General features: G+C 60.2%; 10 protein-coding genes. 6 read left to right on the top strand and 4 right to left on the bottom strand.

The window, feature by feature from the left end:
- Positions 1-166 precede the first annotated feature (166 nt).
- Positions 167-673: a peptidylprolyl isomerase gene (locus MHH62_RS00490; protein WP_014718940.1), complete on the top strand. Its 507-nt coding sequence runs from the start codon at positions 167-169 to the stop codon at positions 671-673.
- Entirely contained in the window at positions 670-1419 is a 750-nt protein-coding gene (gene lpxH, locus MHH62_RS00485) for a UDP-2,3-diacylglucosamine diphosphatase (protein WP_003192177.1), read from the top strand. The genes MHH62_RS00490 and lpxH overlap by 4 nt, the downstream gene beginning before the upstream one ends.
- A 149-nt stretch (positions 1420-1568) precedes the next feature.
- On the opposite strand, the gene MHH62_RS00480 is transcribed toward lpxH, so the two are convergent.
- Genes MHH62_RS00480 through MHH62_RS00465 form a run of 4 tightly spaced genes read right to left on the bottom strand, consistent with a single transcriptional unit; the run spans position 1569 to position 6234 of the window.
- Complete coding sequence (locus MHH62_RS00480) at positions 1569-3098, bottom strand: DHA2 family efflux MFS transporter permease subunit (RefSeq protein ID WP_020302329.1); 1530 nt, start codon at positions 3096-3098, stop codon at positions 1569-1571.
- Complete coding sequence (locus MHH62_RS00475) at positions 3098-4297, bottom strand: HlyD family efflux transporter periplasmic adaptor subunit (RefSeq protein ID WP_034127907.1); 1200 nt, start codon at positions 4295-4297, stop codon at positions 3098-3100. Before MHH62_RS00475 ends, MHH62_RS00480 begins: the two co-directional genes overlap by 1 nt.
- 15 nt (positions 4298-4312) lie before the next feature.
- Positions 4313-5764: an efflux transporter outer membrane subunit gene (locus MHH62_RS00470; protein ID WP_166406078.1), complete on the bottom strand. Its 1452-nt coding sequence runs from the start codon at positions 5762-5764 to the stop codon at positions 4313-4315.
- Positions 5761-6234, bottom strand: a complete 474-nt coding sequence (locus tag MHH62_RS00465) for a MarR family transcriptional regulator (protein ID WP_014718945.1) — start codon at positions 6232-6234, stop codon at positions 5761-5763. Before MHH62_RS00465 ends, MHH62_RS00470 begins: the two co-directional genes overlap by 4 nt.
- A 197-nt stretch (positions 6235-6431) precedes the next feature.
- Between MHH62_RS00465 and MHH62_RS00460 the strand changes: the two genes are divergently transcribed.
- The 4 genes from MHH62_RS00460 to MHH62_RS00445 all read left to right on the top strand — a co-directional run bounded on the left by MHH62_RS00460 (position 6432) and on the right by MHH62_RS00445 (position 14661).
- Entirely contained in the window at positions 6432-7394 is a 963-nt protein-coding gene (locus tag MHH62_RS00460) for a fimbrial protein (protein ID WP_020302331.1), read from the top strand.
- A 53-nt stretch (positions 7395-7447) separates the two neighbouring features.
- Positions 7448-10270: an ATP-binding protein gene (locus MHH62_RS00455; RefSeq protein ID WP_020302332.1), complete on the top strand. Its 2823-nt coding sequence runs from the start codon at positions 7448-7450 to the stop codon at positions 10268-10270.
- On the top strand, positions 10257-11444 hold the full coding sequence (locus tag MHH62_RS00450) for an EAL domain-containing response regulator (protein ID WP_020302333.1): 1188 nt from the start codon (positions 10257-10259) through the stop codon (positions 11442-11444). Before MHH62_RS00455 ends, MHH62_RS00450 begins: the two co-directional genes overlap by 14 nt.
- A gap of 61 nt (positions 11445-11505) precedes the next feature.
- The gene (locus MHH62_RS00445) at positions 11506-14661 is read left to right on the top strand and encodes a hybrid sensor histidine kinase/response regulator (protein WP_020302334.1); all 3156 of its coding nucleotides are present in this window, start codon (positions 11506-11508) and stop codon (positions 14659-14661) included.
- Positions 14662-14665 lie beyond the last annotated feature (4 nt).

Here is a 14665-nt window from a genome sequence, read left to right as displayed (position 1 = left end):
AGTCAAGACACATACAGAGCGCGGCCAATTAATTGCCCGGGCGGTAAAAAACCACCTCGAAATTCCCGCAGGGCACGCTAAACTGCGCGCCTTGGCCGTCGTTTAGCCAGACAGGTAAGGTGCCCAGGCGCCCACACCCACGAATTCCCTGAAAAGAGTAGTGAACATGACTCAAGTCAAACTGACCACCAACCACGGTGACATCGTCATCGAGCTGAACGCCGAGAAAGCGCCGATCACCGTCGCCAACTTCATTGAATACGTGAAAGCCGGCCACTACGAAAACACCGTTTTCCACCGTGTCATCGGTAACTTCATGATCCAGGGCGGCGGTTTCGAGCCGGGCATGAAAGAGAAGAAAGACAAGCGTCCAAGCATCCAGAACGAAGCGGACAACGGCCTTTCCAACGACAAGTACACCGTCGCCATGGCCCGTACCATGGAGCCGCATTCGGCCTCCGCGCAGTTCTTCATCAACGTCGCCGACAACGCCTTCCTGAACCACAGCGGCAAGAACGTGCAGGGTTGGGGCTACGCGGTGTTCGGTAAAGTCACCCAAGGCACTGACGTTGTCGACAAGATCAAAGGCGTATCCACCACCTCCAAGGCCGGTCACCAGGACGTTCCAGCCGAAGACGTGATCGTCGAGAAAGCCGAGATCATCGAAGCGTGATATTGCTGATTTCAGACTTGCATCTGGAAGAGGAACGCCCGGACATTACCCGGGCGTTTCTGGATCTGCTCCACGGCCGCGCCCGTGGTGCCCAGGCGTTGTACATTCTGGGGGACTTCTTTGAAGCCTGGATTGGCGACGATGGCATGACCCCCTTCCAGCGCTCCATCTGCGAGGCTTTGCGTGAGCTGAGCGACAGCGGCACCCCGATTTTCATCATGCACGGCAACCGCGATTTCCTGATCGGCAAGGCGTTCTGCAAAGCGGCAGGCGCTACCTTGCTCAAGGACCCGACGGTCGTGCAGTTGTATGGCGAGCCTGTGCTGTTGATGCACGGCGACAGCCTCTGCACCCGCGACCTCGGCTATATGAAGCTGCGGCGCATCCTGCGTAACCCGATTGTGCTGTTTATCCTGCGCCACCTGCCCTTGGGCACCCGCCATAAACTGGCGCGCAAGCTGCGCAGTGAGAGCAGCGCCCAGGTGCGCATGAAGGCCAATGACATCGTCGATGTCACCCCTGAAGAAGTGCCACGGGTGATGCAGCAGTTTGGCGTGCGCACCCTGGTCCACGGCCATACCCACCGCCCCGCCATCCATAAGTTGCAGATCGGCGACCAGGCGGCCAAGCGCATTGTGCTGGGGGACTGGGACAAGCAAGGCTGGGCGTTGCAGGTGGATGAGCAAGGCTTTCAGCTGGCGGCGTTTGATTTCGTCAACCCGCAGCTCGCGCTGCCTGGCGCCTGAATCTCTGCCACAACACCGATCAACCTGTGGGAGCTGGCTTGCCTGCGATAGCATCACCTCGGTGCATCTGATACACCGAGGTGTCTGCATCGCAGGCAAGCCAGCTCCCACACAAGCCAGCTCCCACAGGAACCGCGCTGACCTTATGATCAGTGCCCCGAAGCCGCCGGCCCGGCCTTTGCGGTAAACGGCGGTTTGGCCAGCCACACCAGCAACATCAAGCCCATGAACATCCACCCTAGCAACGTGAAGTAATCCACGGTGGACATCATGTACGCCTGGCTGGTGAGAATCTGGTCCAGTTGGGTATAGGCCTTCTGCCCTGCCCCACCCAGCGCCTGCAACGCATCGCGGGTGGTCGAGTCGTAGACGGTCATGTTCTCGCTCATGTAGGCATGGTGCTGGTCGGCCCGGCGGATCCAGATCCAGGTGGTCAGCGACGCCGCGAAACTGCCGCCCAAGGTACGCAGGAAGGTCGCCAGCCCCGCGCCGTCGGCAATCTGGTGCGGCGGCAGGTCGGACATCAGAATGCTCAAGGTCGGCATGAAGAACAGCGCCACGCCGATGCCCATGAACAGCTGCACCATGGCGATATGGGTGAAGTCCACTTCGTTGGTGAAACCGGCGCGCATGAAGCAGCTCAAGCCAATCGCCAGGAACGCCAGGCCCGCCAGCAGGCGCAGGTCGAACTTGTGCGCGTACTTGCCCACGAACGGCGACATCAGCACCGGTAGAATGCCGATCGGCGCCACCGCCAGCCCGGCCCAGGTGGCGGTGTAGCCCATCTGGGTTTGCAGCCACTGCGGCAGGATCAGGTTGATGCCGAAAAAGCCCGCATAACCGAGGATCAGCACAATGGTGCCGATCCGGAAGTTACGGTGCGCGAACAGCCGCAGGTTGACCACCGGGTGCTTGTCGGTCATCTCCCAGATCACGAACACCGCCAGGGCGATCACCGAAATGGCCGCACCGATGATGATGAAGTTGGACTCGAACCAGTCCAGGTCATTGCCCTTGTCGAGGATGATCTGCAAGGCCCCCACCCCGACGATCAGACTCAACAACCCGACGTAATCCATCGGCTGGTAGCTGGTGACCACCGGGCGTTTCTTCAACTGCGAGCGCACCACCATCACCGCGAAGATACCGATGGGCACGTTGATGAAAAAGATCCACGGCCAACTGTAGCTGTCGGTGATCCAGCCGCCGAGGATGGGCCCGGCAATCGGCGCGACCACCGTGACCATCGCCAATAACGCCAGAGCCATGCCGCGCTTGGCCGGTGGATAGACCGCAATCAACAAGGTCTGGGTCATCGGGTACAACGGCCCGGCGACCAAGCCTTGCAGCACCCGAAAGCCGATCAGCTCGGGCATCGAGGTGGAGATACCGCACAGGAACGACGCCAGCACAAACAGCAGGGTCGCCCACAAAAACAGCTTCACCTCGCCAAAGCGCCGGCTCAACCAACCGGTGAGCGGCAAGGCGATGGCGTTGCTCACCGCAAACGAGGTGATCACCCAGGTGCCCTGCTCCGAACTCACCCCCAGGTTGCCGGAGATGGTCGGCAACGCCACGTTGGCGATGGTGGTGTCGAGCACCTGCATAAAGGTCGCCAGCGACAGGCCAATAGTGGCCATCAACAGGCTGGGTGGCGTGAACGAGGCGTTATTGCTCATCAGCGTTGCGCAGCCTTGGGAGCGGCGACGCTGTTGTCATGGATCAACTGGTTGATCATGGCATCGGCTTCGGCCAATTGGCGGTCATACACGTTGGTGGTGAACGAGGCTTTTTGCGGCGCCTGTTGCGCCAGCACCGGGCCGCTCTGGTCGTGCAGGTCTACATTCACCACGGTGCTCAAGCCCACGCGCAGCGGATGCTTGGCCAGCTCTTCAGCATTGATGTGGATGCGCACCGGTACCCGCTGCACGATCTTGATCCAGTTGCCGGTGGCGTTCTGTGCAGGCAACAAGGCGAACGCGCTGCCGGTGCCGGCGCCGAGGCTGTCGACGGTGCCGCTGTACTTGACGTCGCTGCCGTAGATGTCCGACTCGATATCCACCGGCTGGCCGATGCGCATATCCCGCAGTTGGGTTTCCTTGAAGTTGGCGTCGATCCACAGCTGGTCCAGCGGGATCACCGCCATCAGCGCCGTGCCCGGCTGGACGCGCTGGCCCAGTTGCACGGTGCGCTTGGCCACATAGCCGGTGACCGGCGCGATCAAGGTGCTGCGGGCATTGGTCAGGTACGCCTGGCGCAGTTGCGCGGCGGCCGCTTGCACATCGGGATGGGACGAAATCACCGTGTCATCCACCAGGGCATTGGTGGTTTTGAGTTGTTGCTCAAGGTTGGTCAAGGCGTTCTTGGCGGCGGTCAGGCTGTCGCGGGCGTGGGAGAGTTCTTCCTGGGAAATCGCGCCGCCCTGGGCCAGGGTCTTACGGCGGTTGTAGTTGTCCTGGGCGGTTTGCACATCGGCTTTCTGCGCATTGACTTGGGCTTTCATGCCATCGACGTTGCTGTACAAACCGCGCACCTGGCGTACGGTGCGGGCCAGGTTGGCCTGGGCACTTTGCAGGCCGACTGCGGCGTCGTTGGGGTCGAAATTGATCAGCACCTGGCCTTCATGCACCAGGTCACCATCGTCGGCGCCGATGCTGACCACGGTGCCGGTGACCAGCGGGGTGATTTCCACCACGTTGCCGTTCACATAGGCGTCATCGGTGCTTTCATTGAAGCGCCCGTAGAACTCATACCAGGCCCACACGCCCACCACACTGAGGATGACGATCAGCGCCAGGCCGATCAGCATCACTTTGCGTTTGCGCGGGTTGGTGTCTTTGGGTTGTTCGGTTGCGTTGTTGCTGTCGGCAGTGGCCATGACAAATACCTCAAATTATTCCGTGCGTGTTGCGGGGGTGGTCGCGGCCACGCTGTTGGCGTGATACCCGCCACCCAGGGCCTGCATCAGTTGAATCGACAGGTCGATCTGCGCCGCATTCAGGGTGGCCAACTGACGCTGGGCCTGTAGCAATTGCTGTTCGATGCTGAGCACATCCAGGTAGTTACCGATGCCTGAGCTGTAGCGTTGCACCCCGGTGTCGTAGGACTGCTGGGCGATGTCAGCGGCATGTTGCTGGGCCTGGATCTGCCGCCCGGTGTCGCGCAGTTGGGACAGGCTGCTGCCGATATCACCCAAGGCTTGCACCAGGGTTTTGTTGTACTGGGCCACGGCCAGGTCGTAGTCGGCGTCGCGGGCATCGAGGTCGGCGCGCAGGCGGCCGCCGTCAAAAATCGGCAGCGAAATCGTCGGTGCGATATTGAAGAAGCGGCTGGCCGAACCGAACATCGCATCGCCCAGCAACGACTCGGCACCGGCGCTCGCGCTCAGGTTGAGGTTGGGGTAGAAGCGGGTCTTGCTGGCATCGATGTTCTTGCTCGCGGCCTCTACGCGCCAGCGTGCGGCGACCAGGTCCGGACGACGGCCGAGCAGCTCGGCAGGCAACACCGCCGGCACGGCCACGGCGCTGGGTTTGAGCACCGCTGGGCGCGCCAACTCGTCACCGCGGTCCGGGCCTTTGCCGAGCAACACAGCCAACGCGATCTTGGCGCTTTGCAGTTGTTTTTCCGCATCAATCAGTTGCGACTGAGAACTGGCTTCCAGGCTCTCGGTCTGCTGGAACTGGTACTCGCTGTCGATACCGGAACTCAGGCGGCGCTTGCTCAGGTCGAGCATCTGGCGGGTACGCTTGAGGTCATCGACGGCCAGGTCACGCACGATATGCGCCTGGCCCAGGTCGCTGTAGGCCTTGGCCACGTTCGCGGCCAGTGTCAGGCGCGCGGCCTGCTGGTCGACTTCGGCAGCACGGGCCTCGCCCAACGCCGCTTCCCAGGCGGCGCGCTGGCCGCCCCAGAGGTCGAAGTTGTAATTGAAGCTGGCGCCGATGTTACGCACCGTCGAATAGGCATCGCCCTGCCCGCGTGGGTCCTGGTCCTTGGCCAGGCGCGAACGGCTCACGCCAGCGCTGGCATCCACGGTCGGCATACGCGCGGCGTTGGCGGCATAGGCGGCGGCTTCGGCCTGATGCGCACGGGCGTCGGCGACTTGCATGTCGGGGCTGTTTTGCAGGGCTTCCTGGATCAGGCCGTCAAGCTGAGGGTCGCCCAGGCTTTTCCACCAGTCAGCGGCCGGCCAGGCGGCGCTCGACAGCGTCACCCCGCTCAGGGACTTGCCGGTGTGCAGGGTGTTGGCGTCGAGGCGCTGGCCCTGGGTGTCGAGGCCGCTGTAATTGGCGCAACCGGCCAACGTCATCGCCGCCAGCACCAGGCTGAATGCGCGTGTGTTCATGATCTACCTACCCGCTGGATCGTGATGGGGTCACCCGCAGCGATCAGCATTTTCTTCAGGATCCGCTCCAGGGTTTCCAGCTCGCCCGGCTCAAGCACGCCGGCCAACTGGTTGAGCGCCTTGGCGCCAATGTGCGGCAGCATGTCCGCCAGGCGCTGGCCCTCGGCGGTCAGCACCAACTGCACCTGGCGCCGGTCCAGCTCGGAACGCTTGCGGCTGAGCAGGTCTTTTTGCTCCAGCCGGTCGAGCATCCGCGTCATCGAACCGCTATCGAGGGACAGGTTGCGGCACAGCTCGGCCGGGGTATCGACGCCGAACTGGGCCATGATGATCAACACCTTGAACTGCGCGGCGGTAATGCCGTGGGGTTCCATATGGGTGTCGATGATGCGGTCCTTGAGAATCGCGGCGCGGCCCAGCAACAGGCCGAGGTGGCAGTTGTGGAAGTTGTCAGGGGTGAAGTGAGGCATCGAAAGTCACCTTATTACTGCCTAGGCAGTGAATGTGTGACGAAATGTTACTGCTTAGGCAGCGAATGTCAAATGGAATAATTAGGTTGCTTGGTAGTTGGCGGATAAGCGGAGGGCTTTAAGGATTGCCTGATGGGCTAGCGCGCCGGGTCTGCTTAACGTAAGCCAATTCTTGACTAACTGGTACATCGCTGCTCATGAAGTGTTTGAAATCACGTTTTGCCGTGCGTTGTTTTATCACCATGTTGACGCTGACGTGCTCGACGCTCGCCCTGGCGGGGAATTGCACCGCCATCAACTCCAAAACAGAGAACCTCAACTTTGGCGCTAGCCTGGCAAACAGCGGTCTGAGCATTCCCGCCGATACGCCTGACGGAACAGTGGTCTATCAAGAAACCGTGCAAGTGACCGGTCATATCTGGAAGTGCACAACGACTTCGATGTATGGCATTAAGCTGAATCCCACGCTGGGCACTGTGGCAAGCGGGGCAACGATCTTCCCTGTTGGCAAATCAGGTTTCTCGTTTCGCATCTGGCTCGATGCCATGGATATGTACTTGTTCAGTTTAGCCCCCACCCCGAGCACCGGCTACGGCGTCAGCCCGGGGAAAATAAGGCTGGAAATCGTCAAGACCGGCCCATTGGTAAACACCAAGATAGCTTCAGGCCACTTGGCCAACTACCAAATCGGTGACGTGATCCTGAAAACCTTCAACCTGACCAACCCAATCGTACTGAACACCGCCTCCTGCCAGACACCCGCCGTCCCGGTTGCCATGGGCGACGACTATCAGCTCCAGGATTTTGACAAAGCCGGCGCGACACCCCGCAAGGTGCGCTTCAGTATCGGCTTGAACCAATGCCAGGCCGGCATCAAGAAGATCACCTATTCACTCAAGGCAACCACGTCCGTCATTGATGCAGCCAACGGTATAGTCGCACTTAATAGCAGTTCCACCGCCGCCGGTATCGGCTTGCAATTGCTCAATGACGCGGGGCAACCCATCGCACTGGACACCACCTACCCATTCGACGCCTTCACCACCACCGACACCCACTTCCAGATACCCCTGTCGGCAGCGTATTACCGCTTGCCCACGGGCGACCTGAAAGCGGGCAGCGCCAACACCGACGTGACCTTCATCGTGAACTACCTGTAAAAACTAAGGATCGTCTGATTCTCTCCACGCGCTGTCCCACCTAAAGTGCCGACATGCGATTGAAGACCTACCTCCATCAGATCAGCCCGATCCTGTCTACCCCGAACGCCGCCCGCCGCTTGTTGCGCATTTTTGCGCTGGTGCTGCTGGTGGGCATCATCGGTGGGGCTTACAGCTTTCTGCTGTTCACTTTCAACACCGAGATCTCCCAGCGACGCAGCTACATGAGCAGCGCCATTGCCGAAGCCCACACCTTTTTCACCACCCGCGAAGCGCTGCTGGAAAGCCTCAGCCTGTCGGCTACACGGCGCTACAAAAGCGCCGATGGCGCCGTGTCTGCAGAGGAAGTGTATTTGCTATTAGGCACACGCCCCGGCAAGCAGTGGAGTATCTGGCTGACCCAGCGCATGCGCGACTATTTGAAGGCCAGGCAACTCAACCTGATTTACGTGGCCAGCGATGCAGAAGCCAAAGTGGTACGCCTTTACAACGCCACGCCAACGATCCACGCGTTCCCAACGGATATGCTAGAACAGTTGAAGCGGCTTCAGCGCGACACTCGTCCGGCCTTGCAGGAGCTGTGGTTAACCCAGAACACCGAAGGCCATTCGCAGCTGTACATTTTCATTCGCCTGGATGAGCGCGATATGAATTCGGGTTGGCTAGGCTTGGAAATTGACGACCGAGAAGTCGCCAACACCCTGAACGATCACAGCGCCGGGGAGTTCACCATGTTCAATTCCCAGGGCATGCCCTTGTTCAGCAATAGCACCAAGCCGCAGTTCAGCCACAACCTGCCAGGCCTGCAGCAGCACGATTTCTTTGGTTTTGTCGGCGCGGGATGGCTGCCCGAACAACTCGTGTTGCGCAAACAATTGAAGTCTTCGGACTGGCAACTGGCTTACTCCATCGACCTGCGCGCGGTTCTCCTATCCCTGTGGCCGCAATTGGCCGGGACGCTGGTGTTCTGCGTGTTCGGTATCAGTCTGGTGTGGTTGCTGATACACCGCATTGAACACCGTTTCATTACACCCGCGGTGCAGCGTATCCAGGCCTTGGTGGAAAGCGAGCTGTTCAGCCGTGACGTGATCCAGACAGCGCCCGTGGCCCTGTGTGTATTACGTCGTACCGACGGCCAGGTGGTACTGGAAAACACCTTGTCCCAGCAATGGCTCGGCCAGAGTGGCGAACGCGAACAGCTGTGCCCAGGCTGGATCCACCAAGCCTTCGATGCCCACGAACCGACTTTTACCGATTACTTTGAAACCGCCGATGGCCGCCACCTTTACTTGAGCTGCGCGCCCACCCGTTACAAAGGTGAGGACGTATTGTTATGTGCCTTCAGCGACATCAGTACCCGCACCCAGATCGAAGCAGCGCTGGAACAGGCGCGCCGGCTGGCCGACAGCGCAAATGAAGCAAAAACCCTGTTTCTGGCCACCATGAGCCATGAAATCCGCACGCCGCTCTATGGCGTACTGGGCACTCTGGAACTGCTGGGCCGCACCCGTCTGGATGCACAGCAGAAAAACTATCTGAAGGCGATAGAGGGCTCGTCGTCCACTTTGTTGCAATTGATCTGTGACGTGCTGGACGTATCCAAGATTGAGGCCGGGCAACTGGCCCTGGAGCTGGGTGAGTTCTCCACCTTCGCCCTGGTGCAGGAAGTGGTCCACGGCTATGCAGCGGCGGCCCAGAGCAAAGGGTTGCTGCTCTACGCCTGCATCGACCCGCAGATGCCGGACCGGATGATTGGCGACATCAGCCGAATCCGCCAGGTGCTCAATAACCTGTTGAGCAATGCCATCAAGTTCACCGACTCCGGGCGGGTCGTGGTACGAGCCACGCTGTTAAGCCGTGATGGCGAGCGCGCCAGCGTGCAATGGCAAGTCTCGGATACCGGCAAAGGCATCGCGCGCGAAGAGCAGCCGTGCATTTTCGAGCCCTTTTACCAGACTCAGGGCAACCCCAACGTAGTGGCGGGAACCGGCCTTGGCCTGCCGATTTGCCTGCGCTTGACCCAATTGATGAATGGCAGCCTGCGTATGGTGAGTGAGCCGGGCCTGGGTAGCAGTTTTACCCTCGCCCTACCGCTGGTCGAGTGCGTCAAAGACGCGCTGCCCCCGACCATGACAAGCTTGCTCCCGGAAGTCGTTCTGGTGCTTTCACCGGTTCGCGAGTTGGCCGAAGTCATCAGCGGTTGGCTACGACGCTGGGGCGCCCACCCCTTGATCGGTCACCCATCCTCTCTGGACCTGCCCTCGGCCAGTGTACTGCTTGAGCTGCATCCGGGCCCGCTTGAACAGCGCCTGATCCCCGATTGGACCGGGCCGTTGGTGCTTGCCACCAGCGACGGGTGCAATGTACCGCAGATCATGCTCGGAGGCTGGAAGGTCAACCTCAATGACCTGCATGCCATCCATCAAGCGGTAAGCCAGGCCCAAGGTGTATGGGTTTCACTGCCACAAGCGGTGAATGAGCCACATGATCTGCGCAAGTTGAAGCTGCACATACTGGTGGCCGAAGACAACGCTATCAACCAGTTGATCCTGCGTGATCAATTGGAGGAGCTGGGCTGCACCGTGGAACTGACGTCGGATGGCGAAGAGGCGTTGTCTCGCTGGCACGAGGGAACGTTCGATATCGTCCTCAGCGACGTCAATATGCCTAAGCTCAACGGCTATGTCCTGGCCCGGGAGCTGCGGCGCCTGGGCTGCACCGTACCGATCATCGGCGCCACCGCCAATGCCATGCGTGGCGAAGCCGCCTTGTGCGTGGCGGCAGGCATGAACCATTGCCTCGTCAAACCCTTTACCCTGCGAGCCTTGTTCAATGAACTGGCTCCCTATGAACGAGCCCCCCATGAATCGCTGTAGCATTTTGATCGTCGAAGACCACCCCTTTCAACATCAGTACCTGCAGCATCTGTTCGGCGAACTGGGGGACTTCGACCTGGAGTCGGCGCGCGATGGCGAGCAAGCGCTGAGCTGTTTGCGCAGGCGCAATTTCGACTTGGTGCTCACCGACCTGCTGATGCCCGGCATGGACGGCGTGCAGTTTATCCAAGGCCTTGCCACACTGCGTGCCAAACCGGCCCTGGCGATCATGAGTGCTGCGTCCAGGCGCATGCTGATGAGCGCGAGTCTGGTAGCGAGCAACCTGCAGGTGAATGTCATCGGGTTGATTTCCAAGCCGGTGAACCTTGCGGCCCTGCGTAGCCTGACCGAGCAACTGCTGGATCTGCGTCAGGTGGTGTTGCCCGAGACTGCCCCAGGTATTGAACGCCAGGCCCTGCTCGAAGCCCTGGACAACGGCCAATTACAGGCCTGGTTTCAACCCAAGAAAGCCCTGGTCAACGCACGCATCGTCGCCGCCGAAGCCTTGATACGCTGGATCCACCCGGAGCATGGCGTATTGCTGCCGGGCTCGTTCCTGCCCGCGCTGAGAGCCTACCACCTGGAGGAGCGCTTGTTATGGCGTGTACTGGAACAGGCCATCGCTGCCCAGGCACGCTGGCGACTACAGGGTTATGACATCCCGGTGTCAATCAATTTGCCCACCCATTTGCTCAACAGTTACGACCTGGCCGATCGCATCCTCGCCTTCGTCTTGCAACATCACGGCATTCCCGGACGAATTTGCTTTGAGTTGATGGAGTGTTCGGTGCCCAAGGACATCAGCAACTTCTACGCTGGCGCATGCCGTTTGCGCATCAAGGGTTTCGGCCTGTCCCAGGATGACTTTGGCAAAGGCTACAGCTCGTACATGAACCTGGTCTCGACGCCCTTCACCGAGCTCAAGATCGACCGGGCGCTGGTGCAAGGCTGCAATGAGAACGAAGAGCTGGCGCAGGCGTTGACGAGCATTGTGGCCCTGGGGCGGCAACTGGGTTTGACCGTGGTAGCCGAAGGTGTGGAAACCGCGCAAGAACTTGCACTGTTGCGTAAGATCAACTGCACTCAGGTCCAGGGCTTCCTGATTTCCCATGCGGTGTCCTCAGACCAGTTCCAGCAACTGCTGAACCAGGACGGCCCGGCAAGCACCTATTGAGTCTTTGTTCAGAGGCCATTGTGTCCGACCATACCCCCCTTCCCGCCCGCCGGTTCGCTTAATGAACCATCCCAATGCTTTCCTGGAGAAACTGACCAGCAGTTCTCTGCGCCTGCACAAAAGCTTGATAGCGCTCGGCGCCCTGGTGCTGATGTTGCTGGTGGTCAGTTACCTGGGCGTGCAGCGCATGGTCGGCGAACAAAGTGATACCACCCGCTTTCATTTTGCCCGGCTGATGGAAAACATTGGCGAGCAGCAAGCGTTTCTTGTCAGCCTCTCACAGCAAAGTACTCAGGGCGATCTCCTGCCTGCGTCAGTCTCTGTTCCACCCGCCCTCAAAGCGTTGCCCGAGCAAGGACCAGATATCTATGAGGGGCGCGAATTCAGCTTTTCTCTGCCTTATAGCGTAAAACTCAACCCCAAACGCCTGGCTGCCAGCCAAAAGGCGAAGGTTTTTGATCTGGCAGCTCACCTGGCCGCCTATTACAGCGCCTTCTGGTCTGCCTCGCACTACCAGTCACCCCAGGTTTTACTGTTCAACGGGCCGGACAACTTCGATATTTCGGTGCCAGCCGCCGGCCATCTGCGTGGCGATGGGCAGGTGCAGGGCGGTTTTTTTGCCGACGTGGTACGCCAGGTAGAAGCGCGGCTGCATGCCGACCCTCAGCAACCGCCAGACGGCCAGGTGCACTGGAAAGCCTACAGCGACCCCACGCAAACGGCGAGCCCCCCGACATTGCTGGCTTATATCCACATCGAACTGGCTCCGGCACGCCGGCATATCCAGGGCGCAAGCCCGCACGTGCTGGTAGCGTCGCTGCTCAATCCTTCGCAGATCAATAACATTGAGCGCTTGATGCAATGGTCGATCTACGACCACTTCACACTGATCGCTCCATCCGGCGAGGTGCTGGCTGGCGTCCTGAAACCTGAACAACGGTTGCAAGAGGGCATGAACCTCACCCGTGACGGCCTGGTATTCAAATTGACCAGCCCTGGTGAACAGCACTGGACGGCGATCTACGTCATAGGGCTCAAGAGTTTCCTGGACTCAGCCTTTTGGCCACTGCTGTGCCTGCTCGCACTGGTACTCGCAGGGCTTGGGGGTGGTCGCGCCTTCAACCGCTGGTACAAAAAGCAGGTAGTGCTGCCCGCCCAACTGGCCCACGCCAGCATCGCCGAAAGCGAGGCATTCAGCCGTGCGGTGATTGATACCGCGCCTACTGGCCTTTGTGTAATACGCCGTAGCGACCATCAAGTGTTACTGGAGAACCGACGCGCGCTGGAGTGGAAAGGTACCAACCGGCTGGTCAGCACCCTGCGCCACCACTACGACCTCTGCGAAGCAGGCCAGGCCGAGCTGGATATTGATGGCCGCCATCTGCATATCACGTTTATCAACACCCGCTATCAAAGCCAGGACGCCTGGCTCTGCGCCTTCCATGACGTCACCCGGCACATCGAAGACGCCGCGGCCCTGGAAGAGGCCCGCCAGGCCGCCGACTCGGCAAACCGGGCCAAGTCGCGCTTCCTCGCCACCATGAGCCATGAAATCCGTACGCCGCTGTACGGTGTGCTGGGCACCCTCGAACTGCTTGGCCTGACCAGCCTCGCCCCACGTCAACAGGATTACCTGCAAACCGTTCAACGCTCATCCGCCACCTTGTTCCAGCTGATCAGCGATGTGCTGGACGTGTCCAAGATCGAAGCCGGGCAAATGACGCTGGAACTCCAGGACTTCTGTCCGCTGGAACTGAGCGAAGATGTGGTGCGCACCTACAGTGCGTTTGCCCGAGCCAAGGGTTTGCACCTGTATGCCAGCATCGATGTAACACTGCCGGATCGGCTGCGCGGTGATCCGCTGCGGATTCGCCAGATCCTCAACAACCTGGTGAGCAACGCGATCAAATTCACCGATAACGGCCGTGTACTGCTGCGAGTGCGGGTGTTGGAAAACGCTGATGTGCAGTGGCAGGTCAGCGATTCAGGTGTGGGAATTTCCTCGGCGCAGCAACAGCAACTGTTCGATCCGTTTTATCAGGTCAACGATGCGACCAGCCAGGCCGGTGCAGGCCTGGGCCTGGCGATCTGCAAATGGCTGTGCGAGTTAATGCATGGCCAACTGAGCGTGGTTAGCGAGCCCGGCCTGGGCAGCAGTTTCAGTCTGCAACTGGCGCTGGCGACCGTACCAGGCAACCTCGCCGATTGCCCGGTGTTCACGCCTGATGCACCGGCTGTGTATGTGCATGCGCCCGTCCACGAACAGGCGCAGCATCTTATCGACTGGCTCAACCGCCTGGGCCTCGACTGCCGGGCCTTGCGGGCTGAGCCAACTGCCGCGCTGCTGGTGGACCTGTCGCCCGCAGCCCAAAGCCTACCCTGGCCCAACCAGCGAGTCATTGCCACACCGGGCGGGCCCAACCCTGCGCAGTTATCCAAGGCCGGCTGGCTCGTCGACGTCGATGACGTGCGCGCGATTGCCTGGGCGGTTTACCTGGCGCATCACGGTAGCCGCGCTGAAGGCCCGCCCGAAGTACCGGAAAAAAACCGTCGTTTGAACCTCAAGGTGCTGGTCGCCGAAGACAATGCGATCAATTTGGCAATCATCAAGGAGCAACTGCAAGCCCTGGGCTGCTCGGTGGTAGCCGCCACCAACGGCGAAGAAGCGCTGGTGCAATGGCAACCGGGCCGGTTCGACTTGGTACTCACCGACGTGAATATGCCGCTGATGAACGGCTATCAATTGGCTCAAGGCCTGCGCCAGCAGGATAAAACCCTGCCGATCATCGGCATCACCGCCAACGCCCTGCGCGAAGAAGGCGAACGCTGCGCTGCTGTGGGCATGAATGCGTGGCTGGTCAAGCCGATGAACCTGGCGACCTTGCGCGCGCAACTGGAGAAACATTGCAGGATCGCCCTGCCGGCAGTGGCCGAACCGTCCATGTTGTCGCCCGAAATGCGCGAGCTGTTTGTCACTACTGTGCGCCAGAATGTTCATGCCACACTGGCAGCGCTGGAACGTGCCAATGCCAATGAGGTGGCGCAGCAGCTGCACAGCATCGCCGGAGCCTTGGGCTCAGTGCAGCTCAAAGCGATGGCCATCGCGTTTGTCGAACTCGAATGTCGCCTGACCGGCATGGCCGTCACGCCCGCCCTCGCCCTGGAAGTGCGTCAGCACCTCGCTCGATTGAATGCCCTGCTCGACTCCCTTGAATAAATTC

The organism is Pseudomonas sp. FSL L8-0168, assembly GCF_037976155.1.
GTDB lineage: Bacteria > Pseudomonadota > Gammaproteobacteria > Pseudomonadales > Pseudomonadaceae > Aquipseudomonas > Aquipseudomonas paracarnis.
The sequence above is the reverse complement of the archived record's forward strand: the minus strand, read 5'-3'. Positions and strand labels throughout refer to the sequence as shown.

Coding starts and splice junctions, on each gene's coding strand:
- MHH62_RS00490 (WP_014718940.1), top strand. CDS start 167: ATGACTCAAGTCAAACTGACCACCAACCACGGTGACATCGTCATCGAG.
- MHH62_RS00480 (WP_020302329.1), bottom strand. CDS start 3,098: ATGAGCAATAACGCCTCGTTCACGCCACCCAGCCTGTTGATGGCCACT.
- MHH62_RS00475 (WP_034127907.1), bottom strand. CDS start 4,297: ATGGCCACTGCCGACAGCAACAACGCAACCGAACAACCCAAAGACACC.
- MHH62_RS00470 (WP_166406078.1), bottom strand. CDS start 5,764: ATGAACACACGCGCATTCAGCCTGGTGCTGGCGGCGATGACGTTGGCC.
- MHH62_RS00465 (WP_014718945.1), bottom strand. CDS start 6,234: ATGCCTCACTTCACCCCTGACAACTTCCACAACTGCCACCTCGGCCTG.
- MHH62_RS00460 (WP_020302331.1), top strand. CDS start 6,432: ATGAAGTGTTTGAAATCACGTTTTGCCGTGCGTTGTTTTATCACCATG.
- MHH62_RS00455 (WP_020302332.1), top strand. CDS start 7,448: ATGCGATTGAAGACCTACCTCCATCAGATCAGCCCGATCCTGTCTACC.
- MHH62_RS00450 (WP_020302333.1), top strand. CDS start 10,257: ATGAATCGCTGTAGCATTTTGATCGTCGAAGACCACCCCTTTCAACAT.
- MHH62_RS00445 (WP_020302334.1), top strand. CDS start 11,506: ATGAACCATCCCAATGCTTTCCTGGAGAAACTGACCAGCAGTTCTCTG.